Origin of the sequence: Staphylococcus sp. GDY8P196P (genome assembly GCF_017891705.1) — a bacterium.
Taxonomy (GTDB): Bacteria; Bacillota; Bacilli; order Staphylococcales; family Staphylococcaceae; genus Staphylococcus; species Staphylococcus ureilyticus.
In genome coordinates, this window is record NZ_JAESJS010000010.1 from 23,659 (window position 1) to 42,464 (window position 18,806).

Annotated in this window: 13 protein-coding genes, 1 riboswitch and 1 other annotated feature (1 of these 15 running past the window's edge); all 13 genes read right to left on the minus strand. The window is 32.4% G+C overall.

The genetic code is table 11. The annotated features are described in order from the left end of the window. Positions 1–113 (minus strand) — a sequence feature (ribosomal protein L20 leader region) (it extends 16 nt beyond the left edge of the window). 58 nt (positions 114–171) lie between these two features. Then, positions 172–1,665: an amino acid permease gene (locus KA814_RS07030; protein ID WP_046207664.1), complete on the minus strand. Its 1,494-nt coding sequence runs from the start codon at positions 1,663–1,665 to the stop codon at positions 172–174. A 208-nt stretch (positions 1,666–1,873) separates the two neighbouring features. Beyond that, a riboswitch (Lysine riboswitch) is annotated at positions 1,874–2,047 on the minus strand. Positions 2,048–2,106: 59 nt separating this feature from the next. Continuing rightward, positions 2,107–4,044, minus strand: coding sequence for a threonine--tRNA ligase (gene thrS, locus KA814_RS07035; protein WP_210122706.1), 1,938 nt, complete (start codon positions 4,042–4,044; stop codon positions 2,107–2,109). A gap of 340 nt (positions 4,045–4,384) precedes the next feature. Further along, positions 4,385–5,308 (minus strand): primosomal protein DnaI, encoded by a 924-nt coding sequence (dnaI, locus tag KA814_RS07040; RefSeq protein WP_064208856.1) that lies wholly within the window; start codon positions 5,306–5,308, stop codon positions 4,385–4,387. Positions 5,309–5,311: 3 nt separating this feature from the next. Next, positions 5,312–6,703 carry a replicative helicase loading/DNA remodeling protein DnaB gene (locus KA814_RS07045; protein ID WP_064208855.1) on the minus strand — a complete coding sequence of 464 codons (1,392 nt, stop codon included), beginning with the start codon at positions 6,701–6,703 and terminating at the stop codon, positions 5,312–5,314. Beyond that, complete coding sequence (nrdR, locus tag KA814_RS07050; RefSeq protein ID WP_046207668.1) at positions 6,704–7,174, minus strand: transcriptional regulator NrdR; 471 nt, start codon at positions 7,172–7,174, stop codon at positions 6,704–6,706. Positions 7,175–7,435: 261 nt separating this feature from the next. Beyond that, positions 7,436–8,461, minus strand: coding sequence for a type I glyceraldehyde-3-phosphate dehydrogenase (gene gap / locus KA814_RS07055; RefSeq protein ID WP_210122707.1), 1,026 nt, complete (start codon positions 8,459–8,461; stop codon positions 7,436–7,438). Between the two features lie 254 nt (positions 8,462–8,715). Next, positions 8,716–9,342, minus strand: a complete 627-nt coding sequence (gene coaE, locus KA814_RS07060) for a dephospho-CoA kinase (protein ID WP_046206879.1) — start codon at positions 9,340–9,342, stop codon at positions 8,716–8,718. A gap of 15 nt (positions 9,343–9,357) precedes the next feature. Beyond that, entirely contained in the window at positions 9,358–10,230 is an 873-nt protein-coding gene (gene mutM, locus KA814_RS07065; protein ID WP_064209119.1) for a bifunctional DNA-formamidopyrimidine glycosylase/DNA-(apurinic or apyrimidinic site) lyase, read from the minus strand. A 15-nt stretch (positions 10,231–10,245) separates the two neighbouring features. Further along, the gene (gene polA, locus KA814_RS07070) at positions 10,246–12,876 is read right to left on the minus strand and encodes a DNA polymerase I (protein ID WP_064208854.1); all 2,631 of its coding nucleotides are present in this window, start codon (positions 12,874–12,876) and stop codon (positions 10,246–10,248) included. A gap of 361 nt (positions 12,877–13,237) precedes the next feature. Further along, entirely contained in the window at positions 13,238–14,926 is a 1,689-nt protein-coding gene (gene pnpS / locus KA814_RS07075) for a two-component system histidine kinase PnpS (RefSeq protein ID WP_064208853.1), read from the minus strand. After that, positions 14,926–15,636: a response regulator transcription factor gene (locus KA814_RS07080; RefSeq protein WP_046206876.1), complete on the minus strand. Its 711-nt coding sequence runs from the start codon at positions 15,634–15,636 to the stop codon at positions 14,926–14,928. Before KA814_RS07080 ends, pnpS begins: the two co-directional genes overlap by 1 nt. Positions 15,637–16,055: 419 nt before the next feature. Beyond that, positions 16,056–17,324 (minus strand): NADP-dependent isocitrate dehydrogenase, encoded by a 1,269-nt coding sequence (icd, locus tag KA814_RS07085; RefSeq protein ID WP_064208852.1) that lies wholly within the window; start codon positions 17,322–17,324, stop codon positions 16,056–16,058. 49 nt (positions 17,325–17,373) lie between these two features. Beyond that, on the minus strand, positions 17,374–18,492 hold the full coding sequence (locus KA814_RS07090) for a citrate synthase (protein ID WP_064208851.1): 1,119 nt from the start codon (positions 18,490–18,492) through the stop codon (positions 17,374–17,376). Positions 18,493–18,806 lie beyond the last annotated feature (314 nt).

The following is an 18,806-nucleotide window of genomic DNA, read 5'->3' on the forward strand; positions in this document are numbered from 1 at the left end:
GAGTATATAATATACCCGCTCTTCTCTACACATGATATTTTCATGTATATATAGACCTGCCAACTGCATTTAGCGTCGCTACAGGTGAGAAGCGGGAGCTTCTACTTGGTTCGTTTCGTATTCAACATTACCTATCTTAGCAACTATCTTCAAATAAGTCAACAGTTTATTTTAATTATGTTTAATTTCGTCCATATCTATGTCTTGTCGTAAGTTCACTTTCTCTAATGGTACCATTTTCGTTTTATAACGTAATTTATGATAAATAAAGAATGCTAGAAATACTGGAATACCCATATATGTGATAATAAATCGGTTCAGGTTAAAGTCACCTGTTTTGATAAAATCTACGTCTTGTCCAATAATGACTAACACACATAGGACACCAGCAAAGATTGGGCCAAATGGGAATAGTTTAGCTTTGTATTTTAATTTAGATTTATCATAATTTTGCTTGTCAAATGCTTTTCTGAATCTATAATGACTGACTGCGATACCTACCCAAGCGATAAAACCAGTCATACCACTTGCAGCAACAATATATTCGTAAGCATCACCACTCAAATGTTGCAATACAAAGATGCCCACGACAATCACAGCTGTCGTAATTAACGATACATACGGTACGCCGTTTCTATTTGTTTTACCAAAAACTGGATATGCTAATTTGTCTTTACTCATGGAGTATAGCATTCTAGTCGATGCATACATTCCAGAATTACCAGCAGATAATACCGATGTTAAGATAACGGCATTCATAAATGATGCTGCAAATGCTAATCCAGCATTTTTAAATACAAGTGTAAATGGTGAGGTAGCAATATCATCGCCACCACCCATTAAAGAAGGACTATCATACGGTATTAACATACCAATTACAAAAATTGCTAATATATAGAAAATCAATATTCTCCAAAATACTTGTTTAATTGCTTTAGGTACTGCTCGTTCTGGATTTTCAGATTCACCAGCTGTAATACCGATTAATTCAGTACCTTGGAATGAGAAGCCTGCAACTAAGAATACACCAAGAATTGTCAGTAGACTACCACCTAAGCCGTCACCAAGAATTGGGCCACCGCCTTTAGAAAATGTGTCAAAACCTACGAATTCTCCACCCATAATTCCAAGTATAGTAAGTAGACCGATGGCAATAAAAATGATAACTGTAACAACTTTAATTAATGCAAACCAGTATTCACTTTCACCATAAACTCTAACAGACAAAGCGTTTAGTCCAAATATAATAATTAGGAACAAACAGCTCCAACTCCAAGCTGGTATACCTGAAAGAGGTGTCCAATATTGAATCACTTGTGCAGCAATCGTAACATCTGCAGCAACTGTAATAACCCAGTTGAACCAATAATTCCATCCCAATGCAAATCCTAGTGATGGATCAACAAAACGCGTAGCATAAGTACTAAATGAACCAGAAACAGGTAAATAAGTAGCCATTTCTCCTAAAGATGTCATAAGGAAAAATACCATTGCTCCAATAATTGCATATGCAAGTAATGCACCCAAGGCACCTGCATCATGAATTGCACCACCAGAAGTCATAAATAAACCAGTACCAATACAACCACCAATAGCTATCATGGATATATGACGATCTTTTAGCCCTCTTTTAACTCCATTATTTTGATTTACTTCTTTTGCCATAGATGCTCCCTTTCCTTTAAACTTAGAGGCCAACTTACTATGCGATTATAATTATACTTTTATAGTTATTAATAACCTTTACATCGGAATATACATGTTATTTAACCAATTTGCTATAAATTTCCCGTTTTAGTATGAATAATAATCTTAAACCTAAATAAAATGGTTACATACCTATTAGATATGCAACCATTTTAGTCATAGCATTTATATAGGTAGCACATCACATATGTGACAGTCCAGTCTCTTTCGAAAACTGACCCAACCAATAGTGAAAAATGGTCACTTTTGATTTCGGCATTTTTACCTTTCACAAATCCTACATACGCTCCAAATAGCTTACAGATTGTTACTGATTAAAAACGCAACCTCTAACTCAATTTTTTTATTTTTTTATTTCACTAAGATTCAATATACATGATTTCAACATTACTTTCAAGGTTATCTTTGTTTTTTAAGTCTGATTTCATCTACCAAATCCCAAATAAATGATTCTTTTTCAACCGTTTCTTGATCTTGCGAACCATATTTTCTAACATTCACTTCATTATTTTCCATCTCTTTATCCCCAACGACAAGTTGATAAGGGATTTTTTGCATTTGTGCTTCTCTGATTTTGTAACCCATTTTTTCATTTCGATCATCTATTTCGACTCTTATACCTTGTGATTTAAGTTCGTCTTGTAAATGTCGAGCATAATCATAATGCAAGTCAACGTTTACTGGAATAATTTCAACTTGTTTTGGTGCTAACCACGTAGGGAAAGCTCCTTTAGTTTCTTCTGTTAAAAATGCAACAAAGCGCTCCATTGTCGAAACAACACCACGATGGATGACTACAGGTCTATGTTGCTCACCGTCTTTTCCTATATATGACAATTCAAATTTTTCAGGTAGTAAGAAGTCTAATTGAGCCGTAGATAACGTTTCTTCTTTACCCATAGCTGTTTGTACTTGAACATCTAACTTAGGACCATAAAAGGCTGCTTCCCCAATAGCTTCTTCGTATGCTAAACCTAGTTCATCAACCGCTTCTTTCAACATGCTCTCTGCTTTATTCCACATTTCATCATCATCAAAGTACTTTTCTTTATCCTCAGGATCTCTGTAACTTAAGCGGAATTTATAATTTTCAAATCCAAAGTCTTCATAAACATCGACAATTAAATTAACAACGCGTTTGAATTCTTCTTTTATTTGATCTGGTCTTACAAAAATATGTGCATCATTTAAAGTCATTCCTCTAACACGTTGTAATCCAGAAACAGCACCACTTGCTTCATAACGATGCATTGTACCTAATTCCGCAATGCGAATTGGTAATTCACGATATGAATGTGGTTTATTCGCATAAATCATCATATGGTGAGGGCAATTCATAGGTCTTAACACCATTTCTTCATTTTCATCTAATTTCATAGTTGGGAACATGTCCTCTTGATAATGATCCCAGTGTCCTGATGTTTTATATAAATCTACATTTGCCATCACTGGTGTATACACGTGATCATAACCCATGCTTACTTCTTTATCTACAATATATCGTTCAATTTCGCGACGAATAGTTGCACCGTTTGGTAACCACAATGGTAAACCTGCACCTACTAATTGATTGTTTGAGAATAGTTCTAATTCTTTACCAATTTTACGGTGATCGCGTTCTTTGCGTTCTTCTAGCATTTTAAGATGTGCCTTTAAGTCTTTTTTATCAAAGAAAGCAGTACCATATATACGCTGAAGCATTTTATTATCACTATCTCCACGCCAATATGCGCCTGCAGTTGATAAAAGTTTAAACTCTTTAATTTTTGAAGTTGATGGTACATGAACACCACGACATAAATCAGTGAATTCACCCTGCGAATACAAAGTAACATTTTCATCTTCTGGAATAGCATCTATTAGTTCTAGTTTATACGGATCATCAGCAAAAAATGTTTTCGCTTTATCTCTCGATACTACTTTTCGTTCTATAGGATAGTTTTCATTGACGATTTGTTTCATTGTTTTTTCTATTTTTTCAAAATCATCAGATGACACGCTTTCAGACATATCAAAATCATAATAAAATCCACCATCAACGACTGGACCCACACCAAATTTCACATCTCCATATAAACGCTTTAAAGCTTGTGCCATTAAATGTGCAGTAGAGTGACGCAAAACTTCTAATGCTTCATCACTACCAGGTGTAACTATTTCAATTTCACCATCTGTTTCGATTGGTCTTGTTAAATCAATCATTTGTCCATTTAACTTTCCTGCTACAGCTTTTTTTCTTAAACCAGGACTGATTGAGTGTGCAATCTCTTCTGTAGTAGTTCCTTTTTCAAATGCTTTCGCATTACCATCTGGAAAAGTAATATTTATTTGATCCATTTAAATTCCTCCTATTTATACTTGCCTTAAATCATCACGAAATAGTCATATTACAAACGTAAAACAAAAAGACCCCATCCCTAAAAGGGACGAGGTCTTCGCGGTACCACCCTAATTAAAGTAATTTTTATAATGATAAAAATACTTTACTCTACATAAGTTAACGGTCTTGAGCCGGATGTTGATTAGAACATCTATCATGAAGTAGTAACAGATAATGATACTTACCAAATTCTCATCACACATTGGTTCTCTGTGAAGTATGAAATTATCTATCATGTCTTCATTTTATTTCGCTTGATTTAGATTTAATTATATTATACAACATTTTTTTAATAATTCAATCGTTACGATAATTTTTGCCTTCCAAAAAATATGGTGTTGCTAACGATTTAATTCTTTCCATTATTCTAGCTGCTTTTGTTTTTTCAGTACCATTGCGCGTAACAGAAAGATGATATTCTAATTCTTCAAAGCTTAGGTTAGAGCTAAAAAACGTTGGTAATTCGTGAACCATTCTATAATGAAGTAATGGGCCAATTACTTCATCTCTTGCCCAAGGTGTAATCTCTTCAGCACCAATATCATCTAACATTAACACATGTGATTCACGTACTTTCGCTAACCTTGATTCGAAACTACCATCTTTAAATCCACCTTTTAAAGTGCGAATAAATTCTGGTAGATATACAATCGTAGAAGGTACTTTTTCAACTTTTAATTCATTGGCAATCGCACCTAATATAAATGATTTTCCAGTTCCAAAAGGACCATGTATATATAAACCTTTGACTTGTGGCGCTTTTTCTACTATTTTTTCACAAATATCGGTTGCTGCCATTGCAACATCTATACGATCTCTTTTGTCCATATAAATATCGCTTAATTTCGCATTTAATGTATCTCGTTGCATATGATGTGAAGCAATTAAATGGGCATCAAATTTTTCTTCGTCATGTTTGATTTTACATGGACAAGGTAGGTAACGAATTTTTATGTGCTGATTTTCTACATATAATTCAGGCACATGACCCTTAACAAAGTTCGGACAATCTTTAAAGGCATGGCCATCATAATGTTTTTCTTGATCTTTGTATTCTTGTAAAATATTCAAATCTTCATCAATCATTGTATTAGTTACTTCTGATTGATGTGTCTCTAAAAACATTTTGACATCTGGATCATTGATAACATCTTTTTTTATCTTTTCAATTCGCTGACTTAAATCCTTAGAGTCACCCATAATATGATTGAAAGACTTCATATATTATTCCTCCTCTCGCTTACTATTCAATCGTTTTAACAACGCTTCACGGTCTCTTTTTAACGCTTCATCTTCATCTGGATTATTAAGTTCTTCTAAACTTTGATTTTTCGTTTCTTTACTATCTCGTTCTTCTAGCCATTTAGGTGTCATTTCCCTAGAAACGAGTTGTTTAGGTTTATAACTACCATTTTTAGTTTGATTTGACTGTTTGGATGTAGGTTGGTTCACCTTTTTAGCATAATGATACGCTTCTTCTGCAGTTTTGATACCCTTTTTTTTCCAATTTGATGCAATCTCAAAGATATAAGTTTTAGGAAGTTTCATGTCTTCTTTTAACATTACAAATTGTAAAAGTATATTAATTACACCAAATGGTAGTTGTTCTCTTTCAACTAATTCTTCGACCATATACTTTTGCTGCGTCGTCGGTTCAGATTCTGACCACGAAGCAAGCATATCGATGGGGCTAGTTTCGTCTAATTGTTTTAACCAATGATTTGAATCATCTTCTGTTATATTATTTTTTTCCGTGCTGACACCATCTATATAATTTGATTTTTTAGCCTTTAATTTTGGAAGCTGTTGCTCATGTTCTATGAGGTAATACGTTCTAGCATGTTTACGCATTTCTTCAAAAGAGAGCTCTTGTGCACTAGTGATTGATTTTAAAATAATGCGTTTCATTGCTTCTGGTGTTAAACCATATAAGGTCGCAATCTGTGTGATCAATGCTTTAGCTTCACTATCAATTATTTTAGTGCTAATAAAATGATTTTGTAATAAATCATAAAGTACTTCAAAATCAAAATTTACATTAGATAAATCTGCACCACCATAAGTTTCTTCACTTTCAATCATCTGTGTATCTTCAGTCAGTACTTTGTTAGGCACTTTAAACACATCAATGAATGTGCGCGTCACATCTTTGTACTGACTTAAGTCAATGGTCATTTGATCCTCGAAATGTGATTTCAGTTGCAAGTAGCGTTGCTTACTTACTTGACTATATAAATATACAGATAACATAGGATCATTAAAAAATTGCTCTGCTGATGGTGGTTGTACAAGCTTGTATACAAAAGAAGAGTGTTGTTTAGAATGATGCGCAAAAGATTTTAATAATCCAATGCCTTCTAACAAATCCATTTCCTTTCTGAATTCAAGTAAGTTTATTTTTAATTCATTCATAATAATATAATGTGTCAAGACAACATCTTGTTCAAATTCTACGAACTGATTCAAATAATGATACAAACCAATAGCATTTGAGCCAATCATTGGCGTAAATAATCTATTAAGTATTTCTAAATGTTTATGATTTAAATAAAAATGACGCAACACGTGGAAATCATCTTGTGGTCTTAAACCATAATCATAGGACTGTAATCCCATTTAAGAATCACTCCGTTTGTTTTCTGCTAAAATTCCTTGCATTGATTGTAATAGTTGATCAACATCTTTAAATTCTTTATAAACAGATGCAAATCGCACATAAGAAACTTGATCCACATGCATCAATAAATTCATGACGTGTTCCCCTATTTCTCTTGAAGAAATTTCGGCACGTCCTTCATCTCTTAATTTCCATTCTACATTATTAGTAATATCTTCTAATTGTTGATAACGCACAGGTCTTTTTTCACATGAGCGCACCAAACCATTGAGTATTTTTTCAGGTAAAAATTGTTCACGTGTGCCATCTTTTTTGACAACGATTAACGGTCTTTTTTCAATATGTTCAAACGTAGTAAACCTTGTGCCACATTGTTCACATTCTCTTCTACGTCTGATCGCATTAACTTCATCAGCATGTCGTGAATCTACAACGCGAGAGTGCGTTGAACTACATTTCGGGCATTTCATCGAATTACCACCCTCTCAATTTGATTACCATTCATTATACTATAAATCGTTATGCCACAAAAGAATCGTATTACACAATAACTCTATTTATTTATAATAAATACATTTAATCCTTCATATTTAAAATAAAACCTCTCTTTAAAGTGAAAATGCACATTCACTTTAAAGAGAGGTAAAGATATAAGTTAACAATAAATTAATTTTCTTGAATACGCAATTACAAAGCAGTAACCACATTAAATATTTACAGTAATTAGGCTATTAATTAACAACAGTTGATACATTATTTTTTAATAATTGACCAATTTCTTCGGCAACATCAACAACTCTATTTGAATAACCCCATTCATTATCATACCAAGCTATAACTTTCACTTTATTTTCACCCATAATCATTGTACTTTGTGTATCAATAATGGCTGAATGTGGATTTGTGTTAAAGTCCATAGATACAAGCGGTGCATCTTCAGTCGCAATCACATCTTCTAATGTGTTATTTCTGAAAGCTTCATTAACTTGTTCTACTGTGACGTTAGTATCTAAATCAACCACTAAATCAACTAATGATACATTTTTAGTCGGCACTCTTAAAGCCATGCCATGTAGTTTGCCTTCTAGTTCAGGTAAAACTTCTTTAAGTGCTTTAGCCGCTCCAGTCGAAGTAGGAATAATACTTTCATTACATGAACGCGCACGTCTTAAGTCTTTATGTGGATTATCAATATTATTTTGATCATTAGTAATAGCATGCACTGTTGTCATTAAACCATTTTGAATACCGAATTGGTCATTAAGTACTTTTGCCACAGGCCCAATGCAATTCGTTGTACAAGAAGCATTACTAAAGATATCATATTTTTCAATGTCTAATTGATCATTATTCACACCTTTAACAATCATTTGTACATCTCCACCTTTAGATGGTCCTGTTAACAACACTTTTTTAGCACCAGCCGAAATATGAGCGACTGCTTTATCACCGTGATTAAATTTACCAGTAGCTTCAATTACAATATCTACATCAAGTTCGCCCCATGGTAAATTTTCTGGATTTCTGTCAGCAACAAGTTTTATTTCACGGTCATCAACTTTTATACCATTCTCAATAGGTTCTACCTTTAAATCGAAATTACCATGTGTTGTATCATAATTGATTAGGTGAGCAATTGTTTCTGGTGGATAGCTAGCATTAATCGCGACTACATTCATATTTTCATTTTTTTGCGCTATTCTTAATACCATTCTTCCTATTCTACCCATTCCATTAATTGCAATATTTGTCGTCATTCGAAGCACCCCTCGTTTTAGTGTTATACTTTATGGAATTAGTATAACATAAATCGATAAATGCGAAAGCGTTTTCTTAAAGAAAAATTTAAAAAACTTAAAATAATTAAAATTGTAGTTTTCTAAACGATTAATTTTAGAAAAATCTTTATCCTTATTATTATTGATATACAAAAAAATCCCTCCAAAGTTTTCATTTATTAAATGTCCACTTTGAAGGAATCAAATAAGTATGATTTTAAAAACATTGTTATTTAAATTTCTTGCGAATGACCTGTTTCACTTTCGATATAACCTTCATCAGTTAATAATTGTTCTAAGTTTTGTTTTAAATCTAATTTAGAATCTCGATTATCGATAACATGGTCTGCCATTCTGCGTTTTTTATCTATGGATATTTGACTATAAACACGTGCCTTTGCATCCTCCATAGAAATATCATTACGTTGCATTAATCTATCAATTTGGATACTTTCAGAAGTATAGACAAGCCATACTTCATCGACTGTATCTTGTAGTTCATTTTCATAAAGTAATGGGATATCCATTATTACATTATATCCATCTTTTAGAAATGCTTCTTTTTCTTGTTCCATAATGGTTCTAACAATTGGATGTACGATTTCATTTAATTCTAATCTTTTTTCTGGATAGTTGAAAATAATATCTCCTACATATTCTCGGTTCATATTACCATCTTCATCGATTGCTTCTTCTCCAAATGTTGAACGCACCTGCTCTAGTCCTTCAGAACCTTTTTCAACAGCTTTTCGTGATGCAATATCTGCATCAACAATTTTAAAACCATGTGCTGTTAACAATTCTGAAACAGTTGATTTTCCTGATGCGATACCACCAGTTAATCCAATAACTTTAGGCATAATTTCACTCTTCCTTCATTTTTGACATACAGGACAGAAATGACTATTACGTGTTGCAATGATTTGTGTCTCAATATCATTTCCGCACACTTTACATGTCTTTTGTTTATATACATTTAAATGTTGTTGCATCGTACCTGTACTTCCATCTGCATGGAGATAATCTGAAATACTGGTACCTCCATATTTAATACCCGCTTCTAACACTTCTCGAACATAATAAAATAACATTTCTTTTTCTTGATAATTTAAATCTTTAGATATACGTGCTGGATGGATACCTGCTCTATATAATGCTTCACAGGCATAGATATTACCACAACCTGAAACTACTCTATGGTCTAATATCATTTGTTTGATTGGTTTATTTTGATATAATTTTTTATCAAACCATGACATAAAATGTGGTAATGCTTCTTTCTCAAAAGGTTCCGGTGCGATTTCTAAAAATGATGGATATCCTTCAAATGAAGCAACATTTCTAATCTCACCAAATCTCCGAATATCTGAGTAAACTAAGAGTTTGTCATTATCTAATTTAAAAATAACATGCCAATGTTTACGATAATTGGGAGCACTGATATCTTCTAAATGATCTACGACAAAAAAACCACCTGCCATACCTAAATGGCTAATAATTATTCTTTGTGTCGAACTATTTTCAATATAAAAAACAATATATTTGCTACGTCTTTCAATATTATGAATCGTGTAGCCTTTAGTATAATGTTTAAATGTATCTAAAGATAACCCTTTAATAATCGTTTCTTTATTATTATTTTTTCCTTCTATCACTTTATCAGAGAACATAATATCCTCAATTTTTTGCCCTTTTACAAAAGGCCTTATCCCTCTTGTAACATGTTCAACTTCAGGTAGTTCAGGCACCATATTCCCCTCTTTCTATTTCGCGTCATACCATGTTTGTCCATAACTAGATTCTACTTTCAATGGAACATCTAATTTCAATGCATTATCCATTATCTTTTCAATAAATTTTTCAAAGTCTTCTACTTCTTCTTCTGGCAATTCAAAAATTAACTCATCGTGTACTTGTAGTAATAGTTGAGCATGAAAATCTGTATGTTTAACCTCGTTAGCAAAATGAACCATCGCAAGTTTGATGATATCTGCTGCGCTTCCTTGTATAGGTGTATTCATTGCTGTTCTTTCAGCAAAACTTCTTAAATTAAAATTTCTACTTGTAATATCTGGAATATAGCGTCTTCTATGAAGCAGTGTCTCTACATAACCTTGCGCTTTACAATCTTTAACTATGTCTTCCATATATTGTTTAACACCAGGGAAACTGTCCAGATAATCATCTATAAATTTTTTGGCTTGTTTTCTAGTTATTCCCAAGCTTTGGCTTAATCCATAGTCACTTATACCATAAACAATACCAAAATTCACAGCTTTTGCTTGTCTCCGCATTAAACTATCAACATTTTCAGGTTCTACGTCAAAAACTTTCACTGCTGTGGCTGTATGAATATCTTCATCATTGATGAACGCCTGTTTCAAACTTTCATCTTGTGTAATATGTGCCAGTACTCTTAATTCAATTTGTGAATAATCGGCTGAAAAGATAACATTATTTTTATCACTTGACTTAAATGCTTTTCTAATTTTTCGACCTTCTTCTAAACGTACTGGTATATTTTGAAGGTTTGGATCGATTGATGATAGACGTCCAGTTTGAGCCAATGTTTGATTAAATCGAGTATGGATACGATTATCTTCAGCAATCACTTTTTGTAAGCCTTCAACATACGTTGATTGTAATTTAGCTAATTGCCTATATTCTAAAATATATTCTATGATTGGATGTTCTCCTTGTAACTGTTCTAATACATCAACCGCTGTAGAGTATCCTGTCTTTGTCTTTTTAATGACAGGTAATTTTAATGTTTCAAATAATACAACACCTAATTGTTTTGGTGAGTTAATATTAAACTTTTCACCTGCAGCATCATAGATATTGTCAATTAAGACATCTAATTTACTTTGAATTTCTACTTCCATTTGTTGTAGTTCACTAAGTTCAGTATAAATACCTGTCTCTTCCATTTCACTTAAAATACGAGCCAACGGTAATTCTAAATCATGTAATAAATCAGTTTGATTATAGTCATCCAATTGTTGTTGAATTTTTGGTTTAACTTGGTTAATGGCGTTGATAATAGTTCCCACATAAGGATTTAATACGTCAACTGATGGAATTTGTTTTTTCTTGCCTTTTCCATATATTGCTACACTTGATTGAACATAATGCTGACCATAGTTTGCTACCACAGAATTCACATCATCTATTGTGCGTGAAGGATCAATAATGTAACTTGCTAGCATCACATCAAACACAATATGCTTAATATTAATACCAAGTCGATGTGCTACGATATAAGACTTTTTGGCATCGTAGACGATTTTTTCAGTCTTCTCATTTTCAAGCCAAGCAACCAGTGACTGATTTTGTGAAAGTTGTTCGGCATTAACTACGACATAATGTTGACCATCGAAGAAGCCAAATTTCAAAATATTGTCTTTTAAGTAATTGGCACCATCTAACTCGAAATGGATGATTGCTGTTTTTAATGAGTTAAAATCAATTTTTGTAAAATCATCTTCTAGTTCAATATCCATCTCTTGAACGTCAGAGTCATTAATTGAAGCATCCATCTGGTCTAAGAGTTGATTAAATTCTAATTTTTTAAATAGTTCAATTTTGTCATCAGTATCTGATTGATCAGGCAATTTAGTATCTTCTAATGATACTTCAATTGGACTATCACAATTGATAGTCGCCAACGTTTTACTCATTAAAGCATCATCTTTACTATTTTCAAGCTTTTCTTTCAATTTTTTACCCGAAACTTCATCTATATGTTCGTATACATTTTCTACTGTGGAAAATTGGTTTAATAGTTTAATAGCTGTTTTTTCTCCAACGCCTGCCACACCAGGAATATTATCTGAACTATCCCCCATTAGACCTTTCATATCAATAATTTGTTTCGGCGATAAACCATTATATTTTTCAGCTATAAATTCTGGAGTATAATGGTCGACATCTGTAACACCCTTTTTAGTGTAATAGATTGTAACATCGTCAGTAGCTAATTGTGTTAAGTCACGATCACCAGTAATGATTATTGTTTGGAAGTTTTCATGATTAGCTTGTTTGCTTAAAGTACCTATAATGTCATCTGCTTCATAGTTTTCTAATTCGTAACGTTTGATACGGTATGCATCCAATAATTGTCTAACGTATGGAAATTGCTCACTAAGTTCTGGAGGAGTGGATTGTCGTCCACCTTTATATTCACTATATTGCGCATGTCTAAATGTTGTTTTCCCAGCATCAAAAGCAACTAAAAAATGTGTGGGTTGTTCTTCTTTTATAATTTTTTCCAACAACATTGCAAAACCATAAACGGCGTTCGTATGAATACCAGCTTTATTTTGTAATAATGGTAACGCATAAAAAGCTCTAAAGCTCAAACTGTTTCCATCAATTAAAATTAATTTATTCAATATTTTAACCTCCAACACATATTTACCTTCCATTTTATCATAAATTATAGGTCAATCCGTATTCATTCGATGAGGTTGAGATAAAATAATTATTTCAATTAATCTCCATGTTATTGTCAGTCACTGCTAATCCACATATTATAGTTTAATGTTTAAGCATCACTATGCACATGTTTATCGTCTCTATCACAGGAAGCTTTCCAACCTATTCAATCACAAGCACTTTTCTCTTTGTATAGGACAAAACAATGATTTCTAATAAATTTGAGTTTTTCTTACTCTATTTTTACTAACACAAAATAAAACGACCGATTAACCTTGGCCTATGATGGTTATGGTTAAATCGGTCGTAGTTATTATTTTAATCAAAAAATGTGACTCTAAAAGTTGAACCCTTTTCTGGTTCACTAAACACATTAATTCTACCTTGATGGGCTTCCATAATATGCTTTGTAATAGATAAGCCTAAACCTGTGCCTCCTGAATCTCTACTGCGGGCTTTATCTACACGATAAAAGCGTTCAAAGATATGTTTTTGATCTTGCTTACTAATACCAATACCAAAATCTTGAACTTCAAGCACACGCTTATTACCTTCTTTGAAAACACGCACAATGACTTGACTAGAAACTTTAGAATAACTTATTGCGTTCGAAAGTAAATTAAGTGCTACTTGCGAAACTTTATCTTTATTTGCCTCAATAATAATATCTGGTTCAATCTCATTAACTATTGTTATATTTTTACTTTCTGCGATATTTTGCATATGCTTCATTGTTGACTCAGCAATTTCAGATAAACTTGTTGGTTCTGTTTCTAATTGTGTTTGTTGCTCAACATGAGACAAATCTAATAAGTCATATACTAATGTTTCAATACGATTCGATTCTTTAGAAATGATATTTAAGAAGTCATTTAATGTTTGTTCATCATTTTTAGCACCATCTAAAAGTGTTTCGGCGAAGCCTTTTATAGAAGTTATAGGTGTTTTCAATTCATGTGATACATTAGCTACGAATTCACGTCTTAAATTTTCTAATTTTTTCAAATTTGTAATATCATGTAGCACAACTACCATACCGTAAAGATTCTTTTTACTTTTAGATAAAATTGGAATACATGCTGTGTCAAAGTATTTTTGGTGGACTTGGTCAATTGTCAACTCTATTTGATCATAAGTTGATTTTTCAACTTTAAATGCTTCGGCGATTAACTTTTGAATCTCTGGATCTATAAAGTCGATATAGCTTTTATGTTCTACAACATTCTCAGGATTAAACACATCATAATATGATTTGTTTGCAATTACAATCTCACCATATTTATCTATCATTAAAATTGAACTAGGAATATTTTCTATCGTTGTTTTCAATCGATTAGATTGTAACTTTTGTTTATGATTTAATCGTTGTAATCTTCTGGCTAGCTCATTAGTGGTGACGAATAATTCTCTCGTTTCTTTAACATTACTTTCTGGAACCCTTACATGATAATAACCTTCGGCTAATAGGTTTGTTGCATATGTAACTTCATTTATCGGTCTAATGTAAGTTCTATTAATGCTTCTCACGACAAAGAAAATAATAACCAATACAAATAATCCAATTAAACCTACATATTTCCATATACCTATTTGTAGTTCTAGTATTTGATTATTAACACCACTGATAATCACATCTTTATCTCTAATCGAAGTTTTAAAAGTATATCTACGGTCATCCCCTATTTTATCGTAAATTATTTTGGAAGGATTCGCTTCATTATTAATATCATTATTAAATGGGGTCCCTGATTTTGTGGAAAATACTTCATCGTTACCTTCAGTAAGTATCAAAGTAAAATTTTCGTTTTTTGCAATATCTTTGATTTCATCTGTTTTATCATGATTGTATAAACTGACTAAATGTTGTGCTTGGTGTTCTAAGTCACCTTGTTGGCTTGAAATGACTGTATTGTATATGACATGTGTAATTATTGCACCTAATGCAATAAAACTAATGATAACGATGGTACATAATAAAAATAAGAGTCTTTGGTGAAACTTCAACATTAGACTTTAGGTCTTTCCAATTTATAGCCTAAACCTCTAACTGTTTTGATCAATTTAGGCTGCTTAGGGTTCTCTTCCAATTTATCTCTTAAATGACTTATATGTACATCCACAATTCTTGAGTCACCTGCAAATTCGTAATTCCAAACAGAGTTTAGCATATGCTCACGTGTAATTACTCTGCCTTGTCTTTCAATAAGGTATAGTAACAGTTCAAATTCCTTAGGTGTGAGTTCTAATAATTCATCACCACGGTAAACCTCAAAATATTCTGGTCTAATTCTGATAGAACCAATTAAAATATCATCTTCATCATTTTCAACTGGTACTGCTTCATTGATCATGGCAGAACGTCTTAAAATGGCTTTAACTCTAGCTACCACTTCTCTCGGTGAAAATGGCTTAGTCATATAATCGTCTGCACCAAGTTCTAGACCTAACACACGATCAAATTCATCATCTTTAGCAGTTAACATTAAAATTGGCACTAAATTTTTATCAGATCGGATCGTTTTACAAACTTCGATTCCATCTTTTTTAGGAAGCATAACATCTAATACAACCAATTCTGGATTTACAGCATTCACTTTTTCTAATGCTTCTTCACCATCATAGGCAACATCCACGATATATCCAGCTTGCTCTAAATTATATTTTAACAAGGTTACAATTGATTGCTCATCATCTACTACAAGTACTTTTTGTGACATAGTATACCTCCAAATTTATGATTACAAATTAATTATAACGTAAATTTTAATAAAAATAACATACTTAAAAGTATTTTTACATAAACTTAATAAATAGAAAATAATTAGTTATTTGTAAAGAAAGCACAAAGAATTTGTATCGTCTACATAAACTATTCTTCAATGAATCAATAACTGGTATTGAATATACTTATTATTCCTGATTTTAATAATACCTTAACATTAATTTTATATTCTAACTATTAAATCTTTCGTTTAAATTATATTTTGCTAAGATTTGCTTGCTCGTAAAATATATTTTAATCAAAATAAAAGAGCGAGATAGAAATCATAATAATCATGATTTCATATTCTCGCTCTTAAGCTAAAGTATTTATTTTCCTTAGAAAAATACTTCTTTATTGTTATTTATTGTCATTTTATTTAATATTTTTGATTAATTCATCAGCGAATTCAGATGTAGATACTTCTTTTGCACCATCCATTAAACGTGCGAAGTCATAAGTAACGACTTTTGAAGCAATTGTTTTTTCGATAGACTCAGTAATCTTGTCAGCTGCTTCTTGCCAACCTAGGTGCTCAAGCATTAATGAAGCACTTAAAATTTCAGATGATGGGTTTACTTTATTTAAACCAGCATATTTTGGTGCAGTACCGTGTGTAGCTTCAAATATCGCATGGCCAGTTTCATAGTTAATATTTGCGCCTGGTGCAATACCAATACCGCCAACTTGTGCTGCTAACGCATCTGACACATAGTCACCGTTAAGATTCATCGTAGCTACTACATCGTGATCTGCAGGACGTGTCAATATTTGTTGTAAGAAAATATCTGCAATGGAATCTTTGATGATAATTTTACCGTCTTTTTCAGCTTGTTCTTGAACTTCATTAGCTTTTTCTTTACCATCTTTTTCAACAATTTCATCATATTGTTGCCATGTAAAGACTTTATCACCAAATTCATTATGTGCTAAATCATAGCCCCATTGTTTGAAAGCACCCTCAGTAAATTTCATAATATTACCTTTATGAACTAGAGTTACAGATTTACGATCATTATCTAGAGCATATTGAATCGCTGCACGAACTAAACGCTCTGTACCTTCTTTTGAAACTGGTTTCACACCAATGCCTGATGTTTCTGGGAATCTTATATTTTTAGCACCCATTTCATCTTGTAAGAAATCGATTAATTTTTTAACTTCTGGTGTTCCTTCTTTAAATTCAATACCAGCATAGATATCTTCTGTGTTTTCACGGAAAATAACCATATCAGTATCTTCCGGACGTTTAACTGGTGAAGGTACGCCTTGGAACCAACGTACTGGTCTTAAGCAAGTAAATAGATCAAGTTCTTGACGTAGTGCAACGTTTAATGAACGAATACCTCCGCCGATTGGTGTAGTAAGTGGTCCTTTAATTGCAATTAAATATTCATTGATTGTATCTAAAGTTTCTTGTGGTAACCATTCGCCTGTTTCATCATAAGCTTTTTGACCTGCAAGTACTTCTTTCCATTCAATTTTCTTTTCACCGTTATAAGCCTGTTCTACGGCTGCGTCAATGACTCTACTAGCAGCTGACCAAATATCTGGTCCAATACCGTCACCGATAATATAAGGAATGATAGGATTATTTGGTACAGTTAACCCTTCTGCTGTTTTTACTACTTTTTCTCCTGCCATGTAAAAATACCTCCATCATTTGAATTGTTTTATTTATGTTAATTCGTGATTATCTTTCTTCAATTGGTTCATAAGTTCTATTAGTTTCACCAATATATTGTGCTCTTGGACGCATAATTCTATTATCTCTATATTGTTCAAGAATATGTGCAATCCAACCTGAAGTTCTACTAACTGCAAAAATAGGTGTGAATAAATCATGTTCAATATTCATACTGTGATATACAGTTGCACTATAGAAATCCACATTAGCAATAAGGCCTTTTTCTTCTTTCATTTTATCAGCTATTTTTACAGATATATCAAATAACTGGCTTTGGCCTGTTTCGGATGTAATCTTTCTACTCATCTCTTTTAAGAATTTTGCTCTTGGATCACCATTTTTATATACACGGTGACCGAATCCCATTATTTTCTCTTTATTTTTAATTTTATTATCAATGTATTCATCTACATCATCAATAGACTTAACTTCTGATAACATACTCATTACACGCTCATTTGCCCCACCGTGTAATGGACCTTTTAAAGAACCGACGGCTGCTACAATACCTGAATACATGTCTGATAATGAAGACACTGCACATCTTGCAGTAAAGGTAGAAGCATTCAACTCATGATCTGCATGTAATACCAATGCTTTATTAAATGCTTCAACTTCGATATCTGTTGGTAATTCACCACGTAACATATATAAGAAATTACCAGCATAATTTAAATCACTGCTAGGTTTAACAGGTTCTTTACCTTCTCTAACTCTAGCATATGCTGTAACAAGTGAAGCGATTTTAGCTTGAATACGTACTGCACGTTCCATCGTTTGATCTTCACTTTCATCCTCAGCATGTTCATCAAAGTGCGCAACGTAAGACACTGATGTTCTTAATGCTGTCATAGGATGTACATTACTAGTAGCGTACTCTTTAAAATGATTATAAACTCTAGGATTTAATGTCATATAGTTAAAGAGTTTTTCTTTAAATGATTGTAATTCTTCTTTATTAGGTAATCGGTAATGCCATAATAAAAAGACTACTTCTTCAAATTCAGCATTTTCGGCTAAATCATCAATTTCATAGCCAGCATATGTAAGTTGACTATCAATGATAGAGCTCACTTTAGTTTCTGCTGCAATTACCCCTTCTAAACCTTTTTGTAACTCTGCCATATATATTCCCCTTTTCTATTTCATAATGAAACGGCTTTCATAAACTATTATAGCCAATATTTACGTTTTTGTGAATATTTCAGTTTAAATTCCTAGTTAATCATTAAGAAATGATGATTTGTTTATATGCCCATAAACACGCCATAATTAATGAACGTTGTTATATCATCATTCTAATATGTAATTACCCTTTCTTCAATTTATCAAAGTTTTTAATTGGTTATCATGATTAATAACAAATTATTAATATAATATTACACTGACTTTTTTAAGATACAACTATAAAAAAGTGTTGTTTTATTTTAAATTGCGTA

Coding starts and splice junctions, on each gene's coding strand:
- icd (WP_064208852.1), bottom strand. CDS start 17,324: ATGGCAGGAGAAAAAGTAGTAAAAACAGCAGAAGGGTTAACTGTACCA.
- KA814_RS07030 (WP_046207664.1), bottom strand. CDS start 1,665: ATGGCAAAAGAAGTAAATCAAAATAATGGAGTTAAAAGAGGGCTAAAA.
- KA814_RS07080 (WP_046206876.1), bottom strand. CDS start 15,636: ATGTCACAAAAAGTACTTGTAGTAGATGATGAGCAATCAATTGTAACC.
- KA814_RS07090 (WP_064208851.1), bottom strand. CDS start 18,492: ATGGCAGAGTTACAAAAAGGTTTAGAAGGGGTAATTGCAGCAGAAACT.
- dnaI (WP_064208856.1), bottom strand. CDS start 5,308: ATGAAGTCTTTCAATCATATTATGGGTGACTCTAAGGATTTAAGTCAG.
- pnpS (WP_064208853.1), bottom strand. CDS start 14,926: ATGTTGAAGTTTCACCAAAGACTCTTATTTTTATTATGTACCATCGTT.
- nrdR (WP_046207668.1), bottom strand. CDS start 7,174: ATGAAATGCCCGAAATGTAGTTCAACGCACTCTCGCGTTGTAGATTCA.
- coaE (WP_046206879.1), bottom strand. CDS start 9,342: ATGCCTAAAGTTATTGGATTAACTGGTGGTATCGCATCAGGAAAATCA.
- gap (WP_210122707.1), bottom strand. CDS start 8,461: ATGACGACAAATATTGCAATTAATGGAATGGGTAGAATAGGAAGAATG.
- KA814_RS07045 (WP_064208855.1), bottom strand. CDS start 6,703: ATGGGATTACAGTCCTATGATTATGGTTTAAGACCACAAGATGATTTC.
- thrS (WP_210122706.1), bottom strand. CDS start 4,044: ATGGATCAAATAAATATTACTTTTCCAGATGGTAATGCGAAAGCATTT.